This is a genomic window from Streptococcus sp. 343_SSPC, assembly GCF_001072385.1.
Lineage (GTDB): Bacteria > Bacillota > Bacilli > Lactobacillales > Streptococcaceae > Streptococcus.
The window spans coordinates 22,575-41,447 of sequence record NZ_JVKU01000022.1 but is presented as its reverse complement, the minus strand read 5'-3'; the positions used below and the strand labels follow the sequence as shown (position 1 = coordinate 41,447).

Annotated in this window: 18 protein-coding genes; 1 reads left to right on the top strand and 17 read right to left on the bottom strand. The window is 36.7% G+C overall.

Going from position 1 to position 18,873, the window contains the following annotated elements; translation table 11 throughout:
• Positions 1-10: 10 nt before the first annotated feature.
• Positions 11-451, bottom strand: a complete 441-nt coding sequence (locus ADH27_RS06855; protein WP_006597409.1) for an SAG1386/EF1546 family surface-associated protein — start codon at positions 449-451, stop codon at positions 11-13.
• A 45-nt stretch (positions 452-496) separates the two neighbouring features.
• Between ADH27_RS06855 and ADH27_RS09905 the strand changes: the two genes are divergently transcribed.
• Positions 497-694, top strand: coding sequence for a ferredoxin (locus ADH27_RS09905; RefSeq protein WP_082160987.1), 198 nt, complete (start codon positions 497-499; stop codon positions 692-694).
• Here ADH27_RS09905 and ADH27_RS06850 read toward each other — a convergent pair.
• The 16 genes from ADH27_RS06850 to ADH27_RS06775 all read right to left on the bottom strand — a co-directional run bounded on the left by ADH27_RS06850 (position 691) and on the right by ADH27_RS06775 (position 18,754).
• Complete coding sequence (locus ADH27_RS06850) at positions 691-1,179, bottom strand: EbsA family protein (RefSeq protein WP_006596041.1); 489 nt, start codon at positions 1,177-1,179, stop codon at positions 691-693. The two genes, ADH27_RS09905 and ADH27_RS06850, sit on opposite strands and share 4 nt — an antisense overlap.
• Positions 1,180-1,308: 129 nt before the next feature.
• A complete protein-coding gene (locus tag ADH27_RS06845; RefSeq protein ID WP_048716906.1) occupies positions 1,309-3,837 on the bottom strand; it encodes an LTA synthase family protein in 2,529 nt (842 codons plus the stop codon).
• 37 nt (positions 3,838-3,874) lie between these two features.
• Positions 3,875-5,359 (bottom strand): DUF2142 domain-containing protein, encoded by a 1,485-nt coding sequence (locus tag ADH27_RS06840; protein WP_048716899.1) that lies wholly within the window; start codon positions 5,357-5,359, stop codon positions 3,875-3,877.
• Between the two features lie 10 nt (positions 5,360-5,369).
• Entirely contained in the window at positions 5,370-7,115 is a 1,746-nt protein-coding gene (locus ADH27_RS06835) for a rhamnan synthesis F family protein (protein WP_048716896.1), read from the bottom strand.
• Position 7,116: 1 nt separating this feature from the next.
• Positions 7,117-8,466: a glycosyltransferase gene (locus tag ADH27_RS06830; RefSeq protein ID WP_048716893.1), complete on the bottom strand. Its 1,350-nt coding sequence runs from the start codon at positions 8,464-8,466 to the stop codon at positions 7,117-7,119.
• Between the two features lie 12 nt (positions 8,467-8,478).
• On the bottom strand, positions 8,479-9,702 hold the full coding sequence (locus tag ADH27_RS06825) for an ABC transporter ATP-binding protein (protein ID WP_048716890.1): 1,224 nt from the start codon (positions 9,700-9,702) through the stop codon (positions 8,479-8,481).
• Positions 9,702-10,508 (bottom strand): ABC transporter permease, encoded by an 807-nt coding sequence (locus ADH27_RS06820; protein WP_048716888.1) that lies wholly within the window; start codon positions 10,506-10,508, stop codon positions 9,702-9,704. The genes ADH27_RS06825 and ADH27_RS06820 overlap by 1 nt, the downstream gene beginning before the upstream one ends.
• Positions 10,508-11,449: a glycosyltransferase family 2 protein gene (locus ADH27_RS06815; protein WP_048716885.1), complete on the bottom strand. Its 942-nt coding sequence runs from the start codon at positions 11,447-11,449 to the stop codon at positions 10,508-10,510. Before ADH27_RS06815 ends, ADH27_RS06820 begins: the two co-directional genes overlap by 1 nt.
• Positions 11,446-12,594 (bottom strand): beta 1-4 rhamnosyltransferase Cps2T, encoded by a 1,149-nt coding sequence (gene cps2T / locus ADH27_RS06810; protein ID WP_048716881.1) that lies wholly within the window; start codon positions 12,592-12,594, stop codon positions 11,446-11,448. The genes ADH27_RS06815 and cps2T overlap by 4 nt, the downstream gene beginning before the upstream one ends.
• A 107-nt stretch (positions 12,595-12,701) precedes the next feature.
• Positions 12,702-13,553 (bottom strand): dTDP-4-dehydrorhamnose reductase, encoded by an 852-nt coding sequence (rfbD, locus tag ADH27_RS06805; protein WP_048716879.1) that lies wholly within the window; start codon positions 13,551-13,553, stop codon positions 12,702-12,704.
• Positions 13,554-13,617: 64 nt separating this feature from the next.
• Entirely contained in the window at positions 13,618-14,544 is a 927-nt protein-coding gene (locus ADH27_RS06800; RefSeq protein ID WP_048716876.1) for a glycosyltransferase family 2 protein, read from the bottom strand.
• Between the two features lie 55 nt (positions 14,545-14,599).
• On the bottom strand, positions 14,600-15,574 hold the full coding sequence (locus ADH27_RS06795) for a glycosyltransferase family 2 protein (protein ID WP_239681778.1): 975 nt from the start codon (positions 15,572-15,574) through the stop codon (positions 14,600-14,602).
• Positions 15,575-15,673: 99 nt separating this feature from the next.
• Positions 15,674-16,456: a glycosyltransferase family 2 protein gene (locus ADH27_RS06790; RefSeq protein ID WP_048716874.1), complete on the bottom strand. Its 783-nt coding sequence runs from the start codon at positions 16,454-16,456 to the stop codon at positions 15,674-15,676.
• Entirely contained in the window at positions 16,440-17,723 is a 1,284-nt protein-coding gene (locus ADH27_RS06785) for a lipopolysaccharide biosynthesis protein (protein ID WP_048716871.1), read from the bottom strand. Before ADH27_RS06785 ends, ADH27_RS06790 begins: the two co-directional genes overlap by 17 nt.
• Positions 17,707-18,042 (bottom strand): DUF2304 domain-containing protein, encoded by a 336-nt coding sequence (locus ADH27_RS06780; protein ID WP_040803007.1) that lies wholly within the window; start codon positions 18,040-18,042, stop codon positions 17,707-17,709. The genes ADH27_RS06785 and ADH27_RS06780 overlap by 17 nt, the downstream gene beginning before the upstream one ends.
• Before the next feature lies 1 nt (position 18,043).
• A complete protein-coding gene (locus ADH27_RS06775) occupies positions 18,044-18,754 on the bottom strand; it encodes a glycosyltransferase family 2 protein (RefSeq protein WP_048716869.1) in 711 nt (236 codons plus the stop codon).
• Positions 18,755-18,873: the final 119 nt, after the last annotated feature.

Sequence of the window (18,873 nt, the reverse complement as noted above, 5' to 3'; positions counted from 1 at the left end):
AGCTTATCCTTTATTTAATCTTGACGACATCTCCTGGATTGGCATACCATGATCCAGTAGACATGTGAGATGGATTCAGTTGCTCTAATTCGGCAATCGAAATGCCAGCACGCGCTGCAATTGCTGCTTCTCCTTCACCAGCTAGGACTGTAATCGTACCTTCTTCAGATTCTTCTGCACTTGCTTCCTCTGTCTGTTCTGCAGCTGGAGCACTACTTGCTGCAACGACTGTTGTTTCACCATTGTAGAAACCGCTCATTTGTTTCTTCTTATCGCTTCCACCTGTAGAAAGGTAAACTAAGAAGCAGACCATCGCTACAATAATAATAAAGAAAATAATCGCCAAGATGGTCAACAAGCGATCAGCTTTTATCCCATTTAATTTGTTTGTTCGTTTCAATGTTTCTTCTCCGTCATCATAAATTTCTTCTTCCCATGGCTCTTTCGGCATAACTTCCTCCTTGTGTTTTCCTGTTAAAATCATTACAATATAGATATGAAAATAACCTTAATACCTGAACGTTGTATCGCATGTGGCCTTTGCCAAACATATTCGGACATTTTTGACTATCACGATAATGGCATCGTTAAGTTTGCCTCTGAGGATGAACGATTGGAAAAAGAATTTCCTACCGATACTTCAATCCAAGAAGCGGTTAAAAATTGTCCAACCCGAGCTCTTATCAAAGATTAAGAGCTTTTTTCATTATCTGCATAGTAGAGTTGATAATAGTCCACATGGATAAAGTTATCTGTCAACTCAATCTCACCCTTAAAATGATCATTCAAGGCTAAGGCATTGATAAAGTATTTTTTGGGCCACTTACGCATACAGAAGGTCCGACTTCTTGATCCATCGTTGAAAATTAACTTGATGGAATTCTTTGTAACTTCCACTTTTTCAATCGATGAAATCGGAACTTTTATAGGAGTTAATGGATTCGCCGTGATAATCCGTAAAATCCCATCATCGTAGATCGTAAAATAGCGATGCACTCCTACAGCCAGCAAGGCCATAAAGAGAAAGAATGAAAAGAGTACCACCGTCGGGATACTGGAACTCTCATACATTAGAGCTAGTCCAATAAAGACGGGTATAACCGATAATGACCAATAGGTAATCAGCATGGATAAATCAGGCTGCCAATGGTATCGGATTTTCCCAAAAATCTTAATCATATGCGGAACCCCCTCCTACTAGTTTAGCATAAAATCAACAAAAATAGAACAGGAAAGCCTGTTCTATTTTTAATAATTTTAGCAATCAAATTACTGAATGAAAGATTGATGAAAGCTGGTCTCTTTCCATTAATTTTTTGCCGATGGTACCTTGAAGAAATCTTGGGAAAGGTATCCTTTACCACTTATCAGATCATACTCCACCATCTTCAAATCTTCAGCAATCTCTTTCGCTTCTCCTTCTAAAGCTTTTTTGTCAACACTTGCTTTCTTCAACACTTCTGTCAAGAGAGCATAGTATGGAGAGACCTTAGAGTTAGTCTGTTCAAAGACCATAGCAGAGAAGTCACTCGAGTTGACTAAAGGGTAGTCTAATTTAGGAGCATCAAAATTACTCCAAATAAAGTAGTCTGTTTGGTATTGACCTTCTGGATAGTTCTTAAAGGCAGATTCTGGATACAAACCAGGCAAATGATCTCCGTAAAAAACAACTGTAATCTTTTTATCGATTTTGGATAGCTTTTCTAGGAAATCTTGGGTGGCTTTGTCAGTAAACGTTAATAACCTTGAATAATTTGTCAAACGAGTATTCACATCCTCTGAGAAACCTTTGCCGGAAGCTGTTACATCTGATGGTTCCCCTGCAATAAATGGGGCGTGATTCTGCATCGTAATGACTGAGAAAAACTGACTCTGCTTAGGATTTAAATCTTTTAGGACTGCATTATAGGTTGATTGGTCACTGACATGAATTTCCTGGTATCCTACATTATATTCCTTTTTGTCATCAATACTTACAAACTTATCAAAATCCAGTCTATTATAGATAACATCTCTTGAATAGTTAATTTTTGATTCAAAATGGATAATTTCCTTATTTTTAGGTGCAAAAGAATCACTTATCGAAATTAACAGTTGCATTTTTGGAGCCACATCTGAGTATAGAACAGAGACGGTAGGGCTGATATTATAAAAAGGTAAACCTGTTAAAGTTTGAAATTCCATATTAGCCGTACCACCGCCGTAGCCATCTGATTTCATTAAACCACTTGTCACTTTTGACTTTATGTCTTGAATATTTGGGATAGGATTTCTAGAAATTGTCACTCCTTCTATTCTGCTAGGATCCGAAAAACTCTCACTTAGAACATAGATGATGGTCTGTTGATCGATAACTTCATTTCTTGTTTGATTGATTTCAGAGGCTTGATTAGAGTATTTCTTTTCAATCTCAAGCATTTTTTCTTTACTATATCCCTCCGGTTTTATCATGACTTCTGTTGTCAATTGATTGAACCAGACAAAAGCTAACGACCGATACCTGGCATTAATCGAATTCCCCAGCCATTTCGTATCCTGAAAGTTATTCAATAAGGTGATAACTGGTACTTTCTCCGAAATCACGCCATTTTCTTTTTGGTCAAAGATAGAATATACTTTATAACCAAATAATACAAGAGACAAAAGTGTAAGATAGCGAATTATCGTTGACCGTATAATTTTCCCTGTGTAAATATATCGTCTACCGAGAATATAGGTAACCGATAAACCAACAGCAACTGCTATGACAATGAACATAAAGGAGACATCAACAAAACTAAATAAAACCGACGGTTGAGATAACCAGACCAAATCACTCGGTAAAATAGGCTCTCCCCTCATACTGAATTTTACAGCGTTGGCAACAACGAAAGAAACACTACTAAAGACTATTAAAATCGTTGTAAACCAATATCTATTGATCAATACATATAGAGAGATGTATAGAAACACGAGACAGAGGATAGGAAATACGACTCCTCCTGGAAAAATCGAATAACCAACAAGCAAGTCTCCTGCTCCAAGTCCAAGTTGCACACCAGTGTTAGATAGAATAGCTAGACTAATACTAGTCATAACAGCCAGTGAAAAACTCGATCTATTTTTAACTAAGTCTATTTGACCTTTGACAAAAAACAATCCGATAAGAGTTAAAAGAATAGAGAAACCAATCATTCTAAACTCGACAAACCAGAATTGCGACAGGGAATACTTGCCTCCTCCGGTTTTTCCAATGCCATCAAACAAATACCAGGTCGTACGATAGAGAGTTGAAGGAATTTTAGAATCTGTTAAAACAAAAGTTGTTAAAATACTAGAATGCAATAAGTATTCAAATAGTTTTCCAATTGGTCTCGTTTTTCTTTTAACAGCCTTGTTATCAAACCACTGTCTAATAGTTGAAAATAAGAGTGAACTAGCAACTAATACCGATACAAAAACAATTGAGTTGGTCTGCCAAAAACCATTCTTGGCAAAATCGAATACCTTATATTTCGGTACATTAATATGAAGGGCAACTTCAATTGAATAAGAAAGAATTAAATAGACACTATAGGATACAAGAATCTTTAAAGCAAAAATTCGCTTTAAATCATATTGAGAAATTAGGACAACCAAAATGACTGTAGCAAGCCCAAAATAGATCCCACAGTGATTAATCAATGCCATAACGGAATCAGTTGCTCCTAGTTTTTCAGCAATCACATGCTGAACTAAATACGTATTAATGACAAGAAAAAACACGAGGAGAGCAAAAGAATACAGTTGAGTTCTCGTTAATTTCTGATAGTTTCTTATAAGAAACTCTTTTAAATTAAACTTCTTTTTTCTCTTCATTTTTCTCCCCATAACTATGATGTTTCAATTATAATAATCAACCCTGAATTTGTGTATAAATCCCAATACTAATCGTTAAAATGTTCAAAAAGATGAGTGCATATTGTAACGATATATCAAAATGTGAATCCTCACTTTGAGCAATATCAGCTATACCCACTTTTTTGTGGAACCATGTGCCGAAATAAAGTGGTAGAAACATTAAAATATAATAATAGTAACGACCTTGAACCCCACCAACAACAATATCACCTGAGTGATATACACGAGGATCTCCAGAAATCGCAACAATAATTAGGGTTGCTGTACCTAAAAGTAAAAGCAAACTGTAGTATTTAAAGAATTTAGGCAGTTCAATCTTATTTCTAAGAATAATAATGAATAGAATGAAAAAGAAAGTGAAAATTGAAGCTGCGATTAAAAATGCTGATTTTTCAGAAACATACTTTAATGGATCTGAAATAAAATCATTAATAATTCCATGCGGTGCTAAGAATAAAGTTCGTAACAATGGCAATGGATGCGTTAAGAAATAAAATAGACCTGGACCTTCCCCTGAAATTGAACTTCCAGAAGGGAATAATTTAATTATACCAACATAAATAAATGATATAAATAGATTTAAAAGAAATAGTAAGGAAGAGAATGTCCTCATTTTTTTATCTTTATAATATCTATTTGGTAAAACAGACAACAAACTTCCTGTTAATATAAAAGGAAATTTCGAGAATGCGAAAAGTAATGTCGTACATTGAAAAGCAATTGCATATTTTTTATCAACTTTATTTTTCTCAGAGAGTACATTTGTTAATAATGCTAAAGCAATTAAACTGGCTCCAAAATATAAGTAATCATAATGGTAACCAGCGATAATATATAAAACAGCTGGGAACGTAGAAAAAAGATAAATAGTTTCTCTGAATACCTTACTGATTTTTAATGCAAGATAAGCTAAAATTGCAAAGGCTATAACTTCGAAAATTCTTCCTAAATAATAAGAAACATATACTTTTTTCGAGATTAGTTTACCGATGGACCATCCAATAGCATTAGGGAGAAAGGCAGGATTGTCAAATCCAACTCTTGTTCCTCTAATTTTACTATCTTTATGTTCTACACTATACCAGTACTGTGAGGATTTTTTCCCAGGGTTTCTTAAAGCATCGTAACCAAATACAGAATCATAGTCTGCTAGCTTTTCATCCGAATACTTAAAAATCGGACTATCTGTTATACTAATGACGTTTGGCAAGTGCGACTCTTCATCCAATCCATATTGAACTGGCTTGACAACAGAAATAAAACTACCAAATATAACTATTAACAGAAACGCATTCCGTGGTAATTTATCAGAGTCTTTTGAATTAAACAGCAACAGATAGATAACTGATGCTATTATTAGAATTAACACTTTCTTATTCAAAGTAAATTCAAATAAACTGGTCAAAAAAATCCTTGAGAACAAGATTAAGACGATTGCAATGATAATATTTCTTAACTTTTCTTTATCAAATAAACTCACAAGATTTCCTCTACTTTCTCTTGAGAAGTCTCAATATAATATATTTTATTGCTCTAGCTGGTCCAATCGCAATATACATCAAGGCTCCTTTAATCCCACCGATTTGATTAAAGTCCACGAAGGTATGTGGTTGGAGATCCTCTCGATTGTTCAACTGCTTATTATCAATAAATGGTGTGAGAACGTGTGGATTTTGGGAGATCCTAAAGTCATATTTTTGATCCCAGGCAATGTAGACTAATAAGCGTTCAATCGCATGAAGGATCGAATTTTGAGGAAGAGGTTCAGCTGGAACATCTGCTGCTGACAAATTTAAATCAAAGAGTGGTTTCAAAGCATCATACTTAAACCAAACAAAGGTGCCATAGCTCATAACAAAGGTATTGAGATTTTTGAAATCAATTTTCTTGGTCGCTCCCATCCGTTGCCAGAGCTTGTTCATCTCTGGTGAAATGAGGGCTTCATTCCAGGCAACCACTATTCGATTGTATCGGAAGAAAGTTGGAATATCTGCAATAGTCATTCCGACTTTTGGATTGGCTTCCATATTGGCTAGGATTTGATCAGCCGGTTTGACCAACATCTCGATCAATTCTTTGCGCCAAGATTCACCTGCCCAGAAATCTGCTTCTTTGGATTTCTTGGTATGGAAATGGCCAACATAATCGTATTTTGAGAGTTGCTCTTTTAAGAGCAGCATTGGTAACACATCTCGTCCAATGTTTCCAGTCACCACGACTGTCGCAACTTGGGCCCGATTAGAAAGAATCTCCTCAATAGCCTGCTTCTTCTCTTCTACATCTGTCGTGATCCATAAGTCATAAGAGAAATGAAAGGCTTGAAAAGCATCTAGAAATTCTTCCAAGAGGTCCACATAAAAGACATGGAGATGAACCGCAACTTTTTTATCAAATGTGTCTCCTAAGTCTTGATCCTTCAAATACTTACGGGATAAGAGATAAGGATAGTCTGGACGGTCAATCATAGACATGTGGTTAAGAATCAAATCCAATGGATAGTCCGATACACGCTCCAATTCATCAAAAATATAAGGCATGATTCCTTCATTATTTGCAATGGTTTTGACTTTGATGAAAGGAACCTTATGTTTAAGAATCGCTGTAGGATTGTAGTAAGAAAAGTCTGGATAGAGCATCCCAGTTGTATCTTCATGGATGGTATTAAAGACAGTTTTATAGCGAAAACCAGCATCCAAGAAATTCGTTGTGACCTTAGTCTCGTAGTTATCGATCACATCTTGGACATTGGTAAAGTCTTGAACGCCTTGCCAAAACTCATGGAAAGTACTTGATTCAATAACCTGTTTTTTAAAGCTAAGATAATAACTTTGAATATGCTCGTTAAAATCCTTGTCTTTCCGGTAATTTGTCATTCCCCAGAAATCTACTTCAGGGTCATTTTCAAACTGCTGATAAATTGGTTCTAAATCCCAAAGAGGGCCAAAACAGGTATCATTCATGAGGGTAACAGAATCAAAGTGGGCCAGTTGATCAAAGCCGACTGTCTTCATTCCATCCCGCCAAGCAGCGAAGTCAAAGCCACTATTTTGGCGCTCAAGAATATCATCCACCAAGTGTTGGGAAGACAAATGATCCTTCACATCTTCTGGTAGCTGACTATTAGAGATAAAGACCACCCGTGAATACAAGGGACGAATTTTTTCTAATTGGTAGAGTACATGCCCACTAATAAAATTAAACTTATTGTAGTGAACATATAAAAGTAAACGTTGCATATTATTTCCTTATTCTTAAGAATTTCAAGATCTTTGTTGGAATGGTCCAACGTCTGGATGTGATAACAGTTCTATATGCTTCTTTCGCAGTTTCCAGCTCTGCTTCTAGTCTCTTCATGTTATTAATAGACTGCAACATTGAAGCTGCAAAAACTTTTCCAATATAATCCGGTGCAGAGGGATTATCTATAGAAATCATTTTATAGCTCAGTTGATACACCACTTCTTCTTCAACTTCATAAATCAATTGAGGATCCGGTTCGCTAAACAAATACAAATTATCAACAACAACGCCATTACTATAAACAGCTGAACAAACCTTGCCTGACGAATCTTTCAATTCAACATCAGAGTAATAACTAGGATTTTCCGAAAGATCAACTCGAATAACAGAAGTTCCCTTCGGAATTTCGATTGTCAGACTATCTTCTTTTTGAAGCAGTTTGGTCATGGTACGATCTTCCGAATAAGTATTTTCTTCGTTACCAAAATAAATTGTAACAGACTCCATACCGATGTGTGAAAGAGAATCCATTGGTTTAGACAAGCGAATCTCATAAGTATTAGTACGATCTAAGAGAATTTTTGTCATCTCTTTAAAATCTGCATTTGGATATTTATCAAGATAGGCTAATTGAGTTTGCAGTAGCTTATGGAAGCGACGTTCCAATTTTCTAAAATCACAAGGACGAGAATCCGATCCTTGGTTGATAGTATAGGCAACCGTTGCTTCATCCAGATACGCTAAAGAAGTCCGTTGAAAGAGTTCCAATTGGAGGTTGAAAGTATCATCTGATGTCGTTAAGTCTAACTCTTGATTGACTTCTAACATCAGATCTCTATCAACTAGCCATGTAGAGGCCATAGTAAAACCTCTTGTTGCAAGCATCTTTTCATAGGTATCTGCTAATGGGATCGTATGATTTGCAAAGCCAGCCTTAGAAACGAGAGTTCCTTTTTCATCATAAATATCAAAATCAGTATTGGACCATTTGCAATCAGGCTTACTTTCTAATAAGTCAACCTGTTTCTGAAGTTTTAAAGGGTCTAACCAAAAATCATCTCCGTCACAGCGGGCAATATACTTTCCACGCGCTTCTTTACAGATAGAGACCCAGGTTTTAGAAATTCCCTGATTTTCATCCTGATAAAAGGCACGGATCAGATCAGGGTAGTTTGCTTGATAATCCTGAATGATGGAACGAGATCCATCACTTGAAGCATCATCCACTAAAATAATCTCAAAAGAAAACTCTGTTTGTTGGGCCAAGAAGCTGTCAATTGTCTTCTTTAGCCAGGGTTCTTTATTAAAAACTGTACAAATTATCGAAACAAAAGGCGTCGTTTCCATATCTCCCTCAGTCTAGTCAGTCATTGACCATGTTCCATTGCGTTGGATTAAGCCACTTGCTGCATCCATTGCTGATTTATCATCCAAAGCTATATCATCTCGATTGATAAAGATTAGTGGGGTTTGGGTAGCATCTGAAAAGGCCAGCATCTGTCCTTCGGCATCCCGCACTGTCACTTCTAATTTCATTTTCAAGTCATTCACTGTTGGAAGGGAACAAGTGTAATGAACTGTTTTATGTCCAGCCCCACTCATCAACCGATTCATCGAATTATCATTGTAGATCCAAATATTCCGATCGATATCTGTTAAAGACAGTGCGATATAGGTCTGGATATCTTCAAGTACATCAAAATCAATTTGGAAGTGAATCGTATCTTGGGGGCGTAACTTGTTGGAACTTAACAACTGAAGCTGAAAGTTTTCAACCAATACTTGTTCTTCATGGTTGGGATTAGCACCTCCACTAGCTTCTCCTCCCTGTTTCAAAGGAGCTGTATTGTCAAAACTATACTGGTTGGCAACATTTTCAGGACTACCAATTGCTTTCACCAAACCATTTTCAATCAATACGGCCTTGTTACAATATTTCTTGACGGCCCCCATATCATGGGTAACCAGGATAGTAGTTTTCCCTGATTTTTTCCGTTCTTGGAAATAATCGTTACACTTGCGCTGGAAGGCCTCATCTCCTACTGCTAGGACCTCGTCCAAAATCAGGATATCGCCTTGGGCCTTAATCGCAACCGAAAAGGCTAGACGAACCTGCATCCCTGATGAGTAGTTCTTAAGCTTTTGGTTCATGAATTCATGCAACTCGGCAAAGTCTACGATATCATCATACATGGCATCAATTTCAGCTGTTGAGAAGCCTAGCATAGCTCCATTCATGTAGACATTTTCACGACCTGTCAGTTCTGGGTTAAAGCCCACTCCAAGCTCAATGAAGGACACCAGTTTCCCATCGATAGTGACAGCACCTTTTTCTGGTACATAGATTTCAGAAATAATTTTCAAGAGAGTCGATTTTCCAGAACCATTTCTTCCGAGAATCCCAAAAAAGTCTCCTTTTTCTACCTCAAAAGAAATATCCTTGAGAACGTGCTGTTCTTTATAGCCTTTAATGCCTTTGAAACGATTGACCAGGGCAGTTCGAAGACTATTGGTTGCTTCTGTTGGCAACTTAAAGTACTTGCTGACATGGTCTACTTTTACTGCAATTTGTTTATCTGTCATTAGAGAATCTCCGCAAATTTCTTAGCATGTTTGTTAAAGTAAGCAAAGCCAGCGACAAAAATAAGAATTGGTAAAACATAAGGAATCAGAACCAAGAACTTATTCTCTACCAAAAGCCAAACAGGGGTGTTGGCCTTATCAATCAAGAAATAACGCATGTCTTGGATGATTTGAGCCAAAGGATTCATCATGACCAACTTAGCCGCCCATGGATTGCGGTCTGCGATAAAGGTAATTGGGTAGATAATTGGCGTCGCATACAATCCAGCTTGCAAGAGCACTTCCCAAACTTGACCTAGGTCACGGAAACGAACGAAAAATGTCGCTAAAATCAATGCACATCCTGTCGCCATCAAGAACAACTCAAAGAATAGCGGAATCACCATCAAAGCTGTCCAAGAGAATGTCACCCCATTAAAGAATGAAAAAATCAAAACAACAATAAGGTTAATGACAAAGTTAATGGCTGCTCCTGAAATCGCAGACAAGACAATGATGTGTTTGGAGAAATTCAACTTGCGCAACAGGTCGCCTCGACTAACGATCGATACCATCCCCATAGATGTTGCTTCTGAGAAGAAGCCCCAAATTACATTGGCCAACAAGAGGGCAACTGGAAAATGAGGCACATCTCCACCCAAACGTAAGAAGCGGATGAAGACGACATACATGATCGTAAAGGTCATCAAGGGCTTTAAAATCGACCAAAGATAACCGATCGCTGATCCTTGGTAGCGTAATTTAAAGTCTGTTTTGATTAATTCTCTTAATAAAATTCGATTTTTCTGACTAAAAACGTCAAACATTATTTTTTACCTCGATATGCAAACTTTGTCAGAATCAAGCTGGTAAACACAAAGGTATGAAAAGCCCGGTTCTTCCGATAACCATACTGACGAATCCGTCTCAGACGTTCTTTTAGTGGAACATCCATAATGGTGACAAAGTTTTCAATGATTTCTTTAGTTTGGGAACTGACAGGCAGATCCAATAGATTTTTTGCTTGTTCTTGACTGGACTCAATGAGATTCCAATATTTAGCAAAAAGAATATGAGGGCGAACCCAATTTTTAACCCGTTTTCTAAGGGTACGAGCCCCCAGAACATTGCTACTGTGCTGCCGGTACAATTCTGTCGGCTGATTGATATAGATGAGCTTCCCAAAGGCCGTTGCCAACAAGGCCAAATACCAATCATGCATTAGAAGCGCATGTTTTTCTTGGCCTGTCCATAAGTCAGCCAACGCGTGGTTAATCATGGCTACCCCACCAGTTACCGTATTTTCCGTCAGCTCTTGAATCAGTTCGGTATTGGCATGATCAGACTGGGTGCGAATCATACTTTCATGCTGCACATTCAAGTTTTCATCGACCACTTTTAAATCTGTGTAAACCAGCAAAGGCTTATCTTGCGGATGCTTCTCGGCTTCTGCTACTTGAAGAGCAATCTTGTCTGGTAACCAGACATCATCTTGGTCACTAAAACAATAGAAATCTGCTTCTTCATATTTCAAGAGGGCATGGAAGCTTTTGATGACACCAAGATTTTCGATAGCACCTTGATTGATAAAGCGAATGCGCTCATCCTGGGCTACCAACTCTCGAATGATCTCCACCGTACCGTCGGTTGACCCATCATCTCGGATCAAGAGTTGCCAATCCTGATAAGTCTGGTCTTGGATACTTTTGACCTGCTCTTTTAGATACTGTTCACCATTATAGGTGGACAACAAGATATTTACTTTCATGATAAGAATAATTCCTCGTACTCACCTACAATTTTTTCCCAGGTAAAGTTTTGCTTCATATTGGCCTTGGCACGTTGACCCCATTCAGATACATCTTCTAAAGAATCAACCTGGTTGATCAAATGCGCCAAATTCCCAGCTTCTTTGGTCCAATATTGAGCTGTGTCCTTGGCAACCGTTTGGTTAAAGGAGACTCCTAAAACTAGATTCAGATCCGTGTGAGCAAGAGCCTCTAAGAGACCCGGATTGGTTCCGCCCACTTCATGACCATGGATATAAGCAAAGGCTTCTTTACGGATATACTTCAAAAGGTCTTGATCATAGACCGTTCCTACAAACTTAACGCGAGGATCCTGATCGAATCCTGTTCGAGCACGGAGTTCTTCAAAATAGGGATTGCCTTCATGATTACAAATGATCACCAAATCCCGCTTGCTGGAAGAGGCCATGAATTCACGAATGGCAGTCTCATAATTATTTTCTGGGACAAAGCGACCCAAGATCAAGTAATAGTTCTTCTCCTGTGTCTGCCATTTCTGATAGAATTCTCGGACCTTATTATCCTGACGGGTCAAGCTGGTCGGAGATAAGTCCGTCCCATAGGCAATATAGGTCGTCTTGGACCAAGGATAGGCTTCCTTGATATAGGACTCAATACCCGGGTTGTCAGAAATCACCAAGTCAGCGTGGCGCGTCATGATCTTTTCAGAATACTTGAGATAGGCTTGGATCGGTTTAGCCCACTTGGCCCGTTTCCACTCCAGTCCATCTGGGTTGATATAGAATCGGCCACCCATCTTATGGATCTTACGCGCAAAGGGTGCCACAAAGGCTCCAATTGTATTGCCCAAGACGTAAAAAATTGGCTGTTCAATTCCTTGTTTCTTAATAAGCTTCAAGGCATAGTTAATGGCCATCATATCATAGGCAATGACACGCGCAGGCCCAAGCTTAGGCGCTTTAATGGTAAAACAATCGACACCCTTGTAGTCAAAATGATGATAGGCTTGATCGTTAGAAAGGCAAGCAACATGGTACTGGATATCTGGAGACATTTGATGGGAGACCAATTGGTCTACAAAAGTCTCAAAACCGCCATATTGAGCCGGAAGCCCACGACTTCCGATAATAAAAACGTGTTGCATAATATTCCCTTTCTAACAATTTACAGTCTATTCAATTATACCATTTTCTAGGCTTTTTGCCTAATGCAAACAGAAAAGCGACCCTTAAGGGTCGCTTCAAATTTCTCTTATTTCACTTCTTGTTTATAGAACTCTTTCAAGGCATCTTGCCAAGTTGGAATAACGAATCCTGTAGCTTTCGCTTTTGCCAAGCTCATCGTTGAGTTCAGTGGGCGTTTTGCCTTAGCTGGGAATTGGCTAGAATCCACTGGTTTCACTTCAACATCCGTATCTTTGAGGATTTCAACTGCAAAGTCATACCAAGTTGTATCTTCTTTCGCATCGTTAGACAAGTGGTAATAACCATATTCTTTACGATTTTCAGCCAAATAGGTCATAAATTCTGCAAGAGTACGTGTCCAGGTTGGACGACCATGTTGGTCATTAACAACTGTAAGTGTTTTGTGAGTCTTCGCAAGGTTTTGCATCGTAAAGACGAAGTTTTTACCATAATTTCCAAAGACCCAAGCTGTACGGATGATATAGAAGTTCGAAACATGCTTCTCAACCAATTCTTCCCCCATACGTTTTGTACGACCGTACTCAGTTTGAGGATCTGGTTGATCGTCTACTTCCCATTCTTGTCCAACTGGCTTATTCCCATCAAACACATAGTCCGTAGAAATATAGACTAGGGTTGCCCCATGTTTTTCAGACGCCTTCGCTACATTTTCCGTACCAGTCACGTTAATAGCATAGTCCAACTCTTTCCCTTCATCTTCAGCAGCATCAACTGCTGTATAGGCAGCACAGTGATAGACTAGAGTTGGCTTCACTTGCGCAAAAACCTCATCTACTTTCTCTGCATTTGTGATGTCCATTTCAGCTACATCAACAGCTACATATTCTTCATTTCGTTCATCTAACAAATGGCGAAGCTCCGTTCCAAGTTGACCATTTGCACCTGTAATTAAAATCATGGTAATTTCCTTTCAAATGCTTTTTCCCTATCATTATAGCAAAAAAAGCAGAAGTTTTCTGCTTTTACTTGCTTTTCTCTTTGATGACATAGATTGGACGTTTCTTGGTTTCCATAAAGATTTTTCCGATATATTTTCCTAAAATCCCAATGGTTAGCAATTGGAAGCCACCAAGGAAAAGAATCACTGTCATAAGGGATGGCCAACCTGAAGTAGGATCCCCAAAGACTAAGGTTCGGATTACAATCAGAATCACCATGATAAAAGCCAAAATCCAAGATAACAGTCCACCAATAAAGGCAATATTTAGTGGGGCATCTGAGAAGTTAACGATCCCTTCGATCGAGTATTTGAACAGAGACCAAAAATTCCAAGATGTCTCTCCTGCCACGCGCTCTACATTTTTATATTCGAGGTATTCTGTCTCAAATCCAACCCAGGCGAAAATCCCTTTTGAAAAACGATTGTACTCGGATAACTCCATAATGGCATCAACCATGGGACGCCGCATCAAACGGAAATCACGAGCTCCATCAACCATTTCCACTTGGCTGATATGATTAATCAATTTATAAAACATCCGTGCAAAGAAGGAACGAATCGGTGGCTCCCCATCACGTGTCACCCGGCGGGTGCCGACACAGTCCAGAATTGACAGCTGGTCCAACTTCTGCTTCATTTCGATTAATAGTTCAGGAGGATCTTGTAGATCCACATCCATAACGGTAACATAATCTCCTGAAGCATGCTGAAGTCCTGCATAGAGAGCAGCTTCCTTCCCAAAGTTCCGTGAAAAAGAAAGATAGTGGACACAAGGATTCAAGAGATTGAGTTCTCGTAAAACATCTAAGGTTTTATCAGAAGACCCATCATTAATAAAAATATATTCAAATTCTTCTCCCATCGCTGTCCGAACACGTTCCATCTCTTCATAAAATAATGGGATCGATTCTTCTTCATTAAAACACGGGACTACAACTGATATAACCATTTATTGCTCCTATTAACATTTACTATTATCTTTTCGGAAACTATAGTTTTTCTAACTATCCTTTACAATACAGTTTTGCAAACAGTTTTAATAAACCGACTTTTTCAATCAAGTTCATTGTAAAGATAGCTAGTTTAACCATCAATCTCTCATCTCTAATTTCTCGATTAAAAACAGAAAGTGTGGACTTCATTCCATTTATCTTGACCCAATCATTAATTTCTTTATATTGACGTAAAAACTCCTCACTTGTGGAATGTCTCCCACCGTCTAATAACCAATAAAGAGTAAATTTTTTTATAAAGAATTTAATTAATTTAGTTTCAGAAAAATCATTTGGTATAATCCCTGTTATCTTATCAAGAACATTCTTGATATCTAATTTTGGATTAAAACCCTTATTTAATGTATTAGATGCGCTATTCTCATTGTAAAACCAATTATATCCACAATATGGTATGGTTCTAATATTCTTAGATTTTGTATATACGGTTAAACTGAATAACAAATCCTCAGCCAACGGAATATCTGGAAAAGAAAGTTCGTTATCTATTATAAATTTTTTTCTATAGATGCGAGCACATGGTGAAATTGATCTATATTTCGACCATTTATCTTTACCCAATTGGATAGAAAATAGTTGTTTTCCATCTTGGTTTACTCTTTGAAGCCCACCAATAACTGCGTCATCCATCCCGTTTGAGATCTCATCATAAAACACCTGCAAGTAGTCTGGGTTTATATAATCATCACTATCGATAAACATGATGAATTCACCATTTGCAACCTTGATACCTTCATTTCTAGTATAAGCCGCCCCTTTATTTTCCCGACTCAAAATTCTAATACTTGGAGAAAATTGTTGGTATTCATTCAATATTTTGAACGAATTATCCTTTGAACCATCATCAATTGCAATAATTTCAAATGATTTAAAACTTTGATTCAAAACTGAATCTATACATCTTTTGAGATATAATTCTGCATTATATACTGGAATAATGACACTAATCTTAGGCGCTTCTTTCACAATTTTATCCTTTATATTTATAAATATCACTCATGGTTTTTACAGATAAGCAAGAAAATAGAACTTTTATATTGTTAGCAAACCTCAAACAAGTAATGTTTAACCATTTGTATCCTGACTCTTTTTATAAAAACGATTTATCAATTTCGCTAATCCTTTTGGCCAAAAAAGATTAAACATCATGTAATCTTCCTTCGTTCGAGTATTATCACTAATGGTATTACTCGTTTCAGAATCTTCATGAATACGATGGCACATTAATTTCTTTGGAACATATACAAATCTGCCATCAAATTTAGCCAAATGATACCAAGCAAGCCAATCTAGACTAACTCTCCATTCCTCATCAAATCTAAAGCCCTTAACCAATTCTAAATTATAAGTTACAGCAGGGCAACAAATCGGATTTCCAAAAGCAAGAATACGATTTCTCCACCACTTAGTTTTAGGGAATAAAGAGATTGTTTTTAACATTAATGATTTGATTTTTAGATTTGAAGTCGGTTTAATGACCTCTCCATTTTTTTCTTCAAAATAATCAGAATAAAGAATGATAGCATCTTGATGCTTCTTTATCCTCTCTTTAATTTCCATTAAATAAGTTGGCTCATAATAATCATCTTGATGGGCTATTGTAGCATATTGGGTAGTAACAAAAGATAAAGCATTATTCCAATCTTTCCCAATCCCACCACCAACACTTGTATTAAATGGAATAGCATATTTTTGGCAAATACTTTCGATAAATACACTTGGAGTAGAAGTATACAAAATGATACTACTTTTTACGGTTTGGCTTAATAACGAGTTTATACAATCCTCTAAAAAAGGACTATCCCCATAAGCACAGATTACAAATGTATGATCATTCCACTGATTCATATTTTTGAATCTCCTTCCTTCTCATAACTACAAAGACAATCCAACTCGCAACTGTGTAAAATAGCATAACCATAACAAAACTAAGCCCTGCTCCAAACAAACCAAACTCCCTCATTGCTAGAGGCGTAAGAAGATTTGTCAACAACGCCATTGCGATATAAACATAGAGTAGATAGACTTGCTTCCTCAATATAATTAAAAAATCACCTATGACAGAAGCTATAGAATATAAAAAGCCAGAAAGCACTAAAATAGTAAGTAATAAACTATAATTTGATAAATCAATACCACTTATAATATTCAAAATAGGGATCCCTAACAAATAGGCCAGTATTGATACTACCAGTCCCAAAATCATAAGCAATAATAAAATCTTTCGAATCATAGCATTAAACGTATGAAATCTTTTTTCTGACCATTGTTTTGCCAAATCAGTAATTAACGGTCTTAATGCTAATACAAATAAACTCATAAAGAAAACAGGCATGAATAGAATACTGAAGTCTCTTTGAGCACCTTCACGTAATACACCCTCGACTAGCAATTTATCAATCACTTGTTTTGGATAATTCAATACATACACTAATAAAAAACCATTGACAAACAAGGGAAGGCAAGTTTTCATGATACTAATTGAACGCTTAAATGTAGTATATGAAATCTGATTAAAGGGTATCGTTCTAATTTGTTTGGATTGGAAATAATCACCTAAAAAAACAAATAAAACATTAAATAAGCATAAACAAATTAAAGAAAAAATTAAAGAATTTAAAAGTAACAAACTAATTAGGAGAATGATTGTGCTCAAACCATAACGTAGCACCATTAATTTCCCTGCTATATCTAAACGTTCATGTTGCTGAAACAATCCTTGGAATAAGTCAGAAAAAGCATCACAAGAACGATAAAGCACCGTTAGGATTATAATTAAAAATAAATTTCCTTTTCCAACATTATTTCCATTAAAAAGTAAATATGGAAATAATGTGACTAACATCAAACAAACTGTTATTACCCTAGTTAGCCAATACTCCAAATAGGAGTATGTTTCTTTCAAATCAGTCGCCTGATAATTTCTTACTTGAAACATACCAATGACAATCCAGAGATTCCCAATTGCATAAGCCAAACTAAAATTATCAGCATCACTTGCGGAAGTATATCGAGAGACAATAATCAAATACAATATAGAAACTGCAGCCGCTGCTATATTGCCAGCAAAATTCCAAAAATAGACACTCCTATTTGCTTTATTGTTCATTTTCATTCTCACTTCTTAATAAGGCGATTGTTTGTGACAATTTCTTAATCTGTACTGATTGCTTTGATACAGTACGAGTTAATGAAAATATTAAAAATATTAATAAAAATGTACTCAATAAAAAAACAAAGTTACTTAATGTCTGAATCCCAAGAAATTCAGATATTGCTCCAATCAAATTAGGAAACCAAATGACTGGCAACGAAAGTAAGCAAAGAATGAGCCAAGAAATAACATTTCTCATTTCAACGAGTTTCTTTGCAACTAGTCTCAGAATATAAACCATAAAAATAATTACAATAATGGTCAACCAAATATTTAGCATTTTATTTCTTATATCCTCCACCAATTCTAGCCAATAACATTGCCATAGTTACTTTAATCATATAGTAAACAGATTTGCTTAATGTGATAGATGACTCTCCATGCTCTCGCTCATTCATTAATACAGGTACTTCTGCAACGGAATAACCTGAAGTCAAAAGTGATACAATCGTCTCTGGTTCTGGATAATCACTTGGGTATTGCTTGGCGAATTCCTCAATCACTTTTCGGTCAGCAACTCGTAAACCAGAAGTTGGATCTGTTACCTTTTGACCCGTCAAAACCTTGATTAATTTTTCAAAAAATGTAATTCCTATTCTACGTAGGAAAGAAGATTGAAAACCTTGATTCTCGATGAAACGTGAACCAATCACCATATTCACTTGTCGTTCTTGAAGAACTTCTAACATTTTTTTAATAAATTCAGGATTGTGTTGGCCGTCTCCGTCTACTTGGACAGCGTATTGGTAGCTGTGTCTAACTGCATATTGATATCCTGTTTGTACAGCACCACCAATTCCTAAATTGATGGGTAAATCAATGACATTAAATTGATTCCTTCTACAAATTTCCAGAGTATTGTCTGTGGAACAATCATTGATAATGACATAGTCAAATTCTGGCGTATGTTCCTCAATCATCTTGATTGTTTTTTCTATATTACCACTTTCATTATAAGCAGGAATAATAATTAGCAATTCTGAAGTTCTCAATACTTCTACATTCCCTTCTAAGCATATCACTTCATTATACTATATTTAAGGCTATTTTTCTAGTTCAGGACAATGCTTAGAAGCACGCAAACTACTAAAAAATCAGCTCCCCTAAAAAA

Bases quoted from the DNA above. Each gene is read 5' to 3' on its own strand.
- ADH27_RS06855 (WP_006597409.1), bottom strand. From the start codon at position 451: ATGCCGAAAGAGCCATGGGAAGAAGAAATTTATGATGACGGAGAAGAA.
- ADH27_RS09905 (WP_082160987.1), top strand. From the start codon at position 497: ATGAAAATAACCTTAATACCTGAACGTTGTATCGCATGTGGCCTTTGC.
- ADH27_RS06850 (WP_006596041.1), bottom strand. From the start codon at position 1,179: ATGATTAAGATTTTTGGGAAAATCCGATACCATTGGCAGCCTGATTTA.
- ADH27_RS06845 (WP_048716906.1), bottom strand. From the start codon at position 3,837: ATGAAGAGAAAAAAGAAGTTTAATTTAAAAGAGTTTCTTATAAGAAAC.
- ADH27_RS06835 (WP_048716896.1), bottom strand. From the start codon at position 7,115: ATGCAACGTTTACTTTTATATGTTCACTACAATAAGTTTAATTTTATT.
- ADH27_RS06830 (WP_048716893.1), bottom strand. From the start codon at position 8,466: ATGGAAACGACGCCTTTTGTTTCGATAATTTGTACAGTTTTTAATAAA.
- ADH27_RS06825 (WP_048716890.1), bottom strand. From the start codon at position 9,702: ATGACAGATAAACAAATTGCAGTAAAAGTAGACCATGTCAGCAAGTAC.
- ADH27_RS06820 (WP_048716888.1), bottom strand. From the start codon at position 10,508: ATGTTTGACGTTTTTAGTCAGAAAAATCGAATTTTATTAAGAGAATTA.
- ADH27_RS06815 (WP_048716885.1), bottom strand. From the start codon at position 11,449: ATGAAAGTAAATATCTTGTTGTCCACCTATAATGGTGAACAGTATCTA.
- cps2T (WP_048716881.1), bottom strand. From the start codon at position 12,594: ATGCAACACGTTTTTATTATCGGAAGTCGTGGGCTTCCGGCTCAATAT.
- rfbD (WP_048716879.1), bottom strand. From the start codon at position 13,553: ATGATTTTAATTACAGGTGCAAATGGTCAACTTGGAACGGAGCTTCGC.
- ADH27_RS06800 (WP_048716876.1), bottom strand. From the start codon at position 14,544: ATGGTTATATCAGTTGTAGTCCCGTGTTTTAATGAAGAAGAATCGATC.
- ADH27_RS06790 (WP_048716874.1), bottom strand. From the start codon at position 16,456: ATGAATCAGTGGAATGATCATACATTTGTAATCTGTGCTTATGGGGAT.
- ADH27_RS06785 (WP_048716871.1), bottom strand. From the start codon at position 17,723: ATGAAAATGAACAATAAAGCAAATAGGAGTGTCTATTTTTGGAATTTT.
- ADH27_RS06780 (WP_040803007.1), bottom strand. From the start codon at position 18,042: ATGCTAAATATTTGGTTGACCATTATTGTAATTATTTTTATGGTTTAT.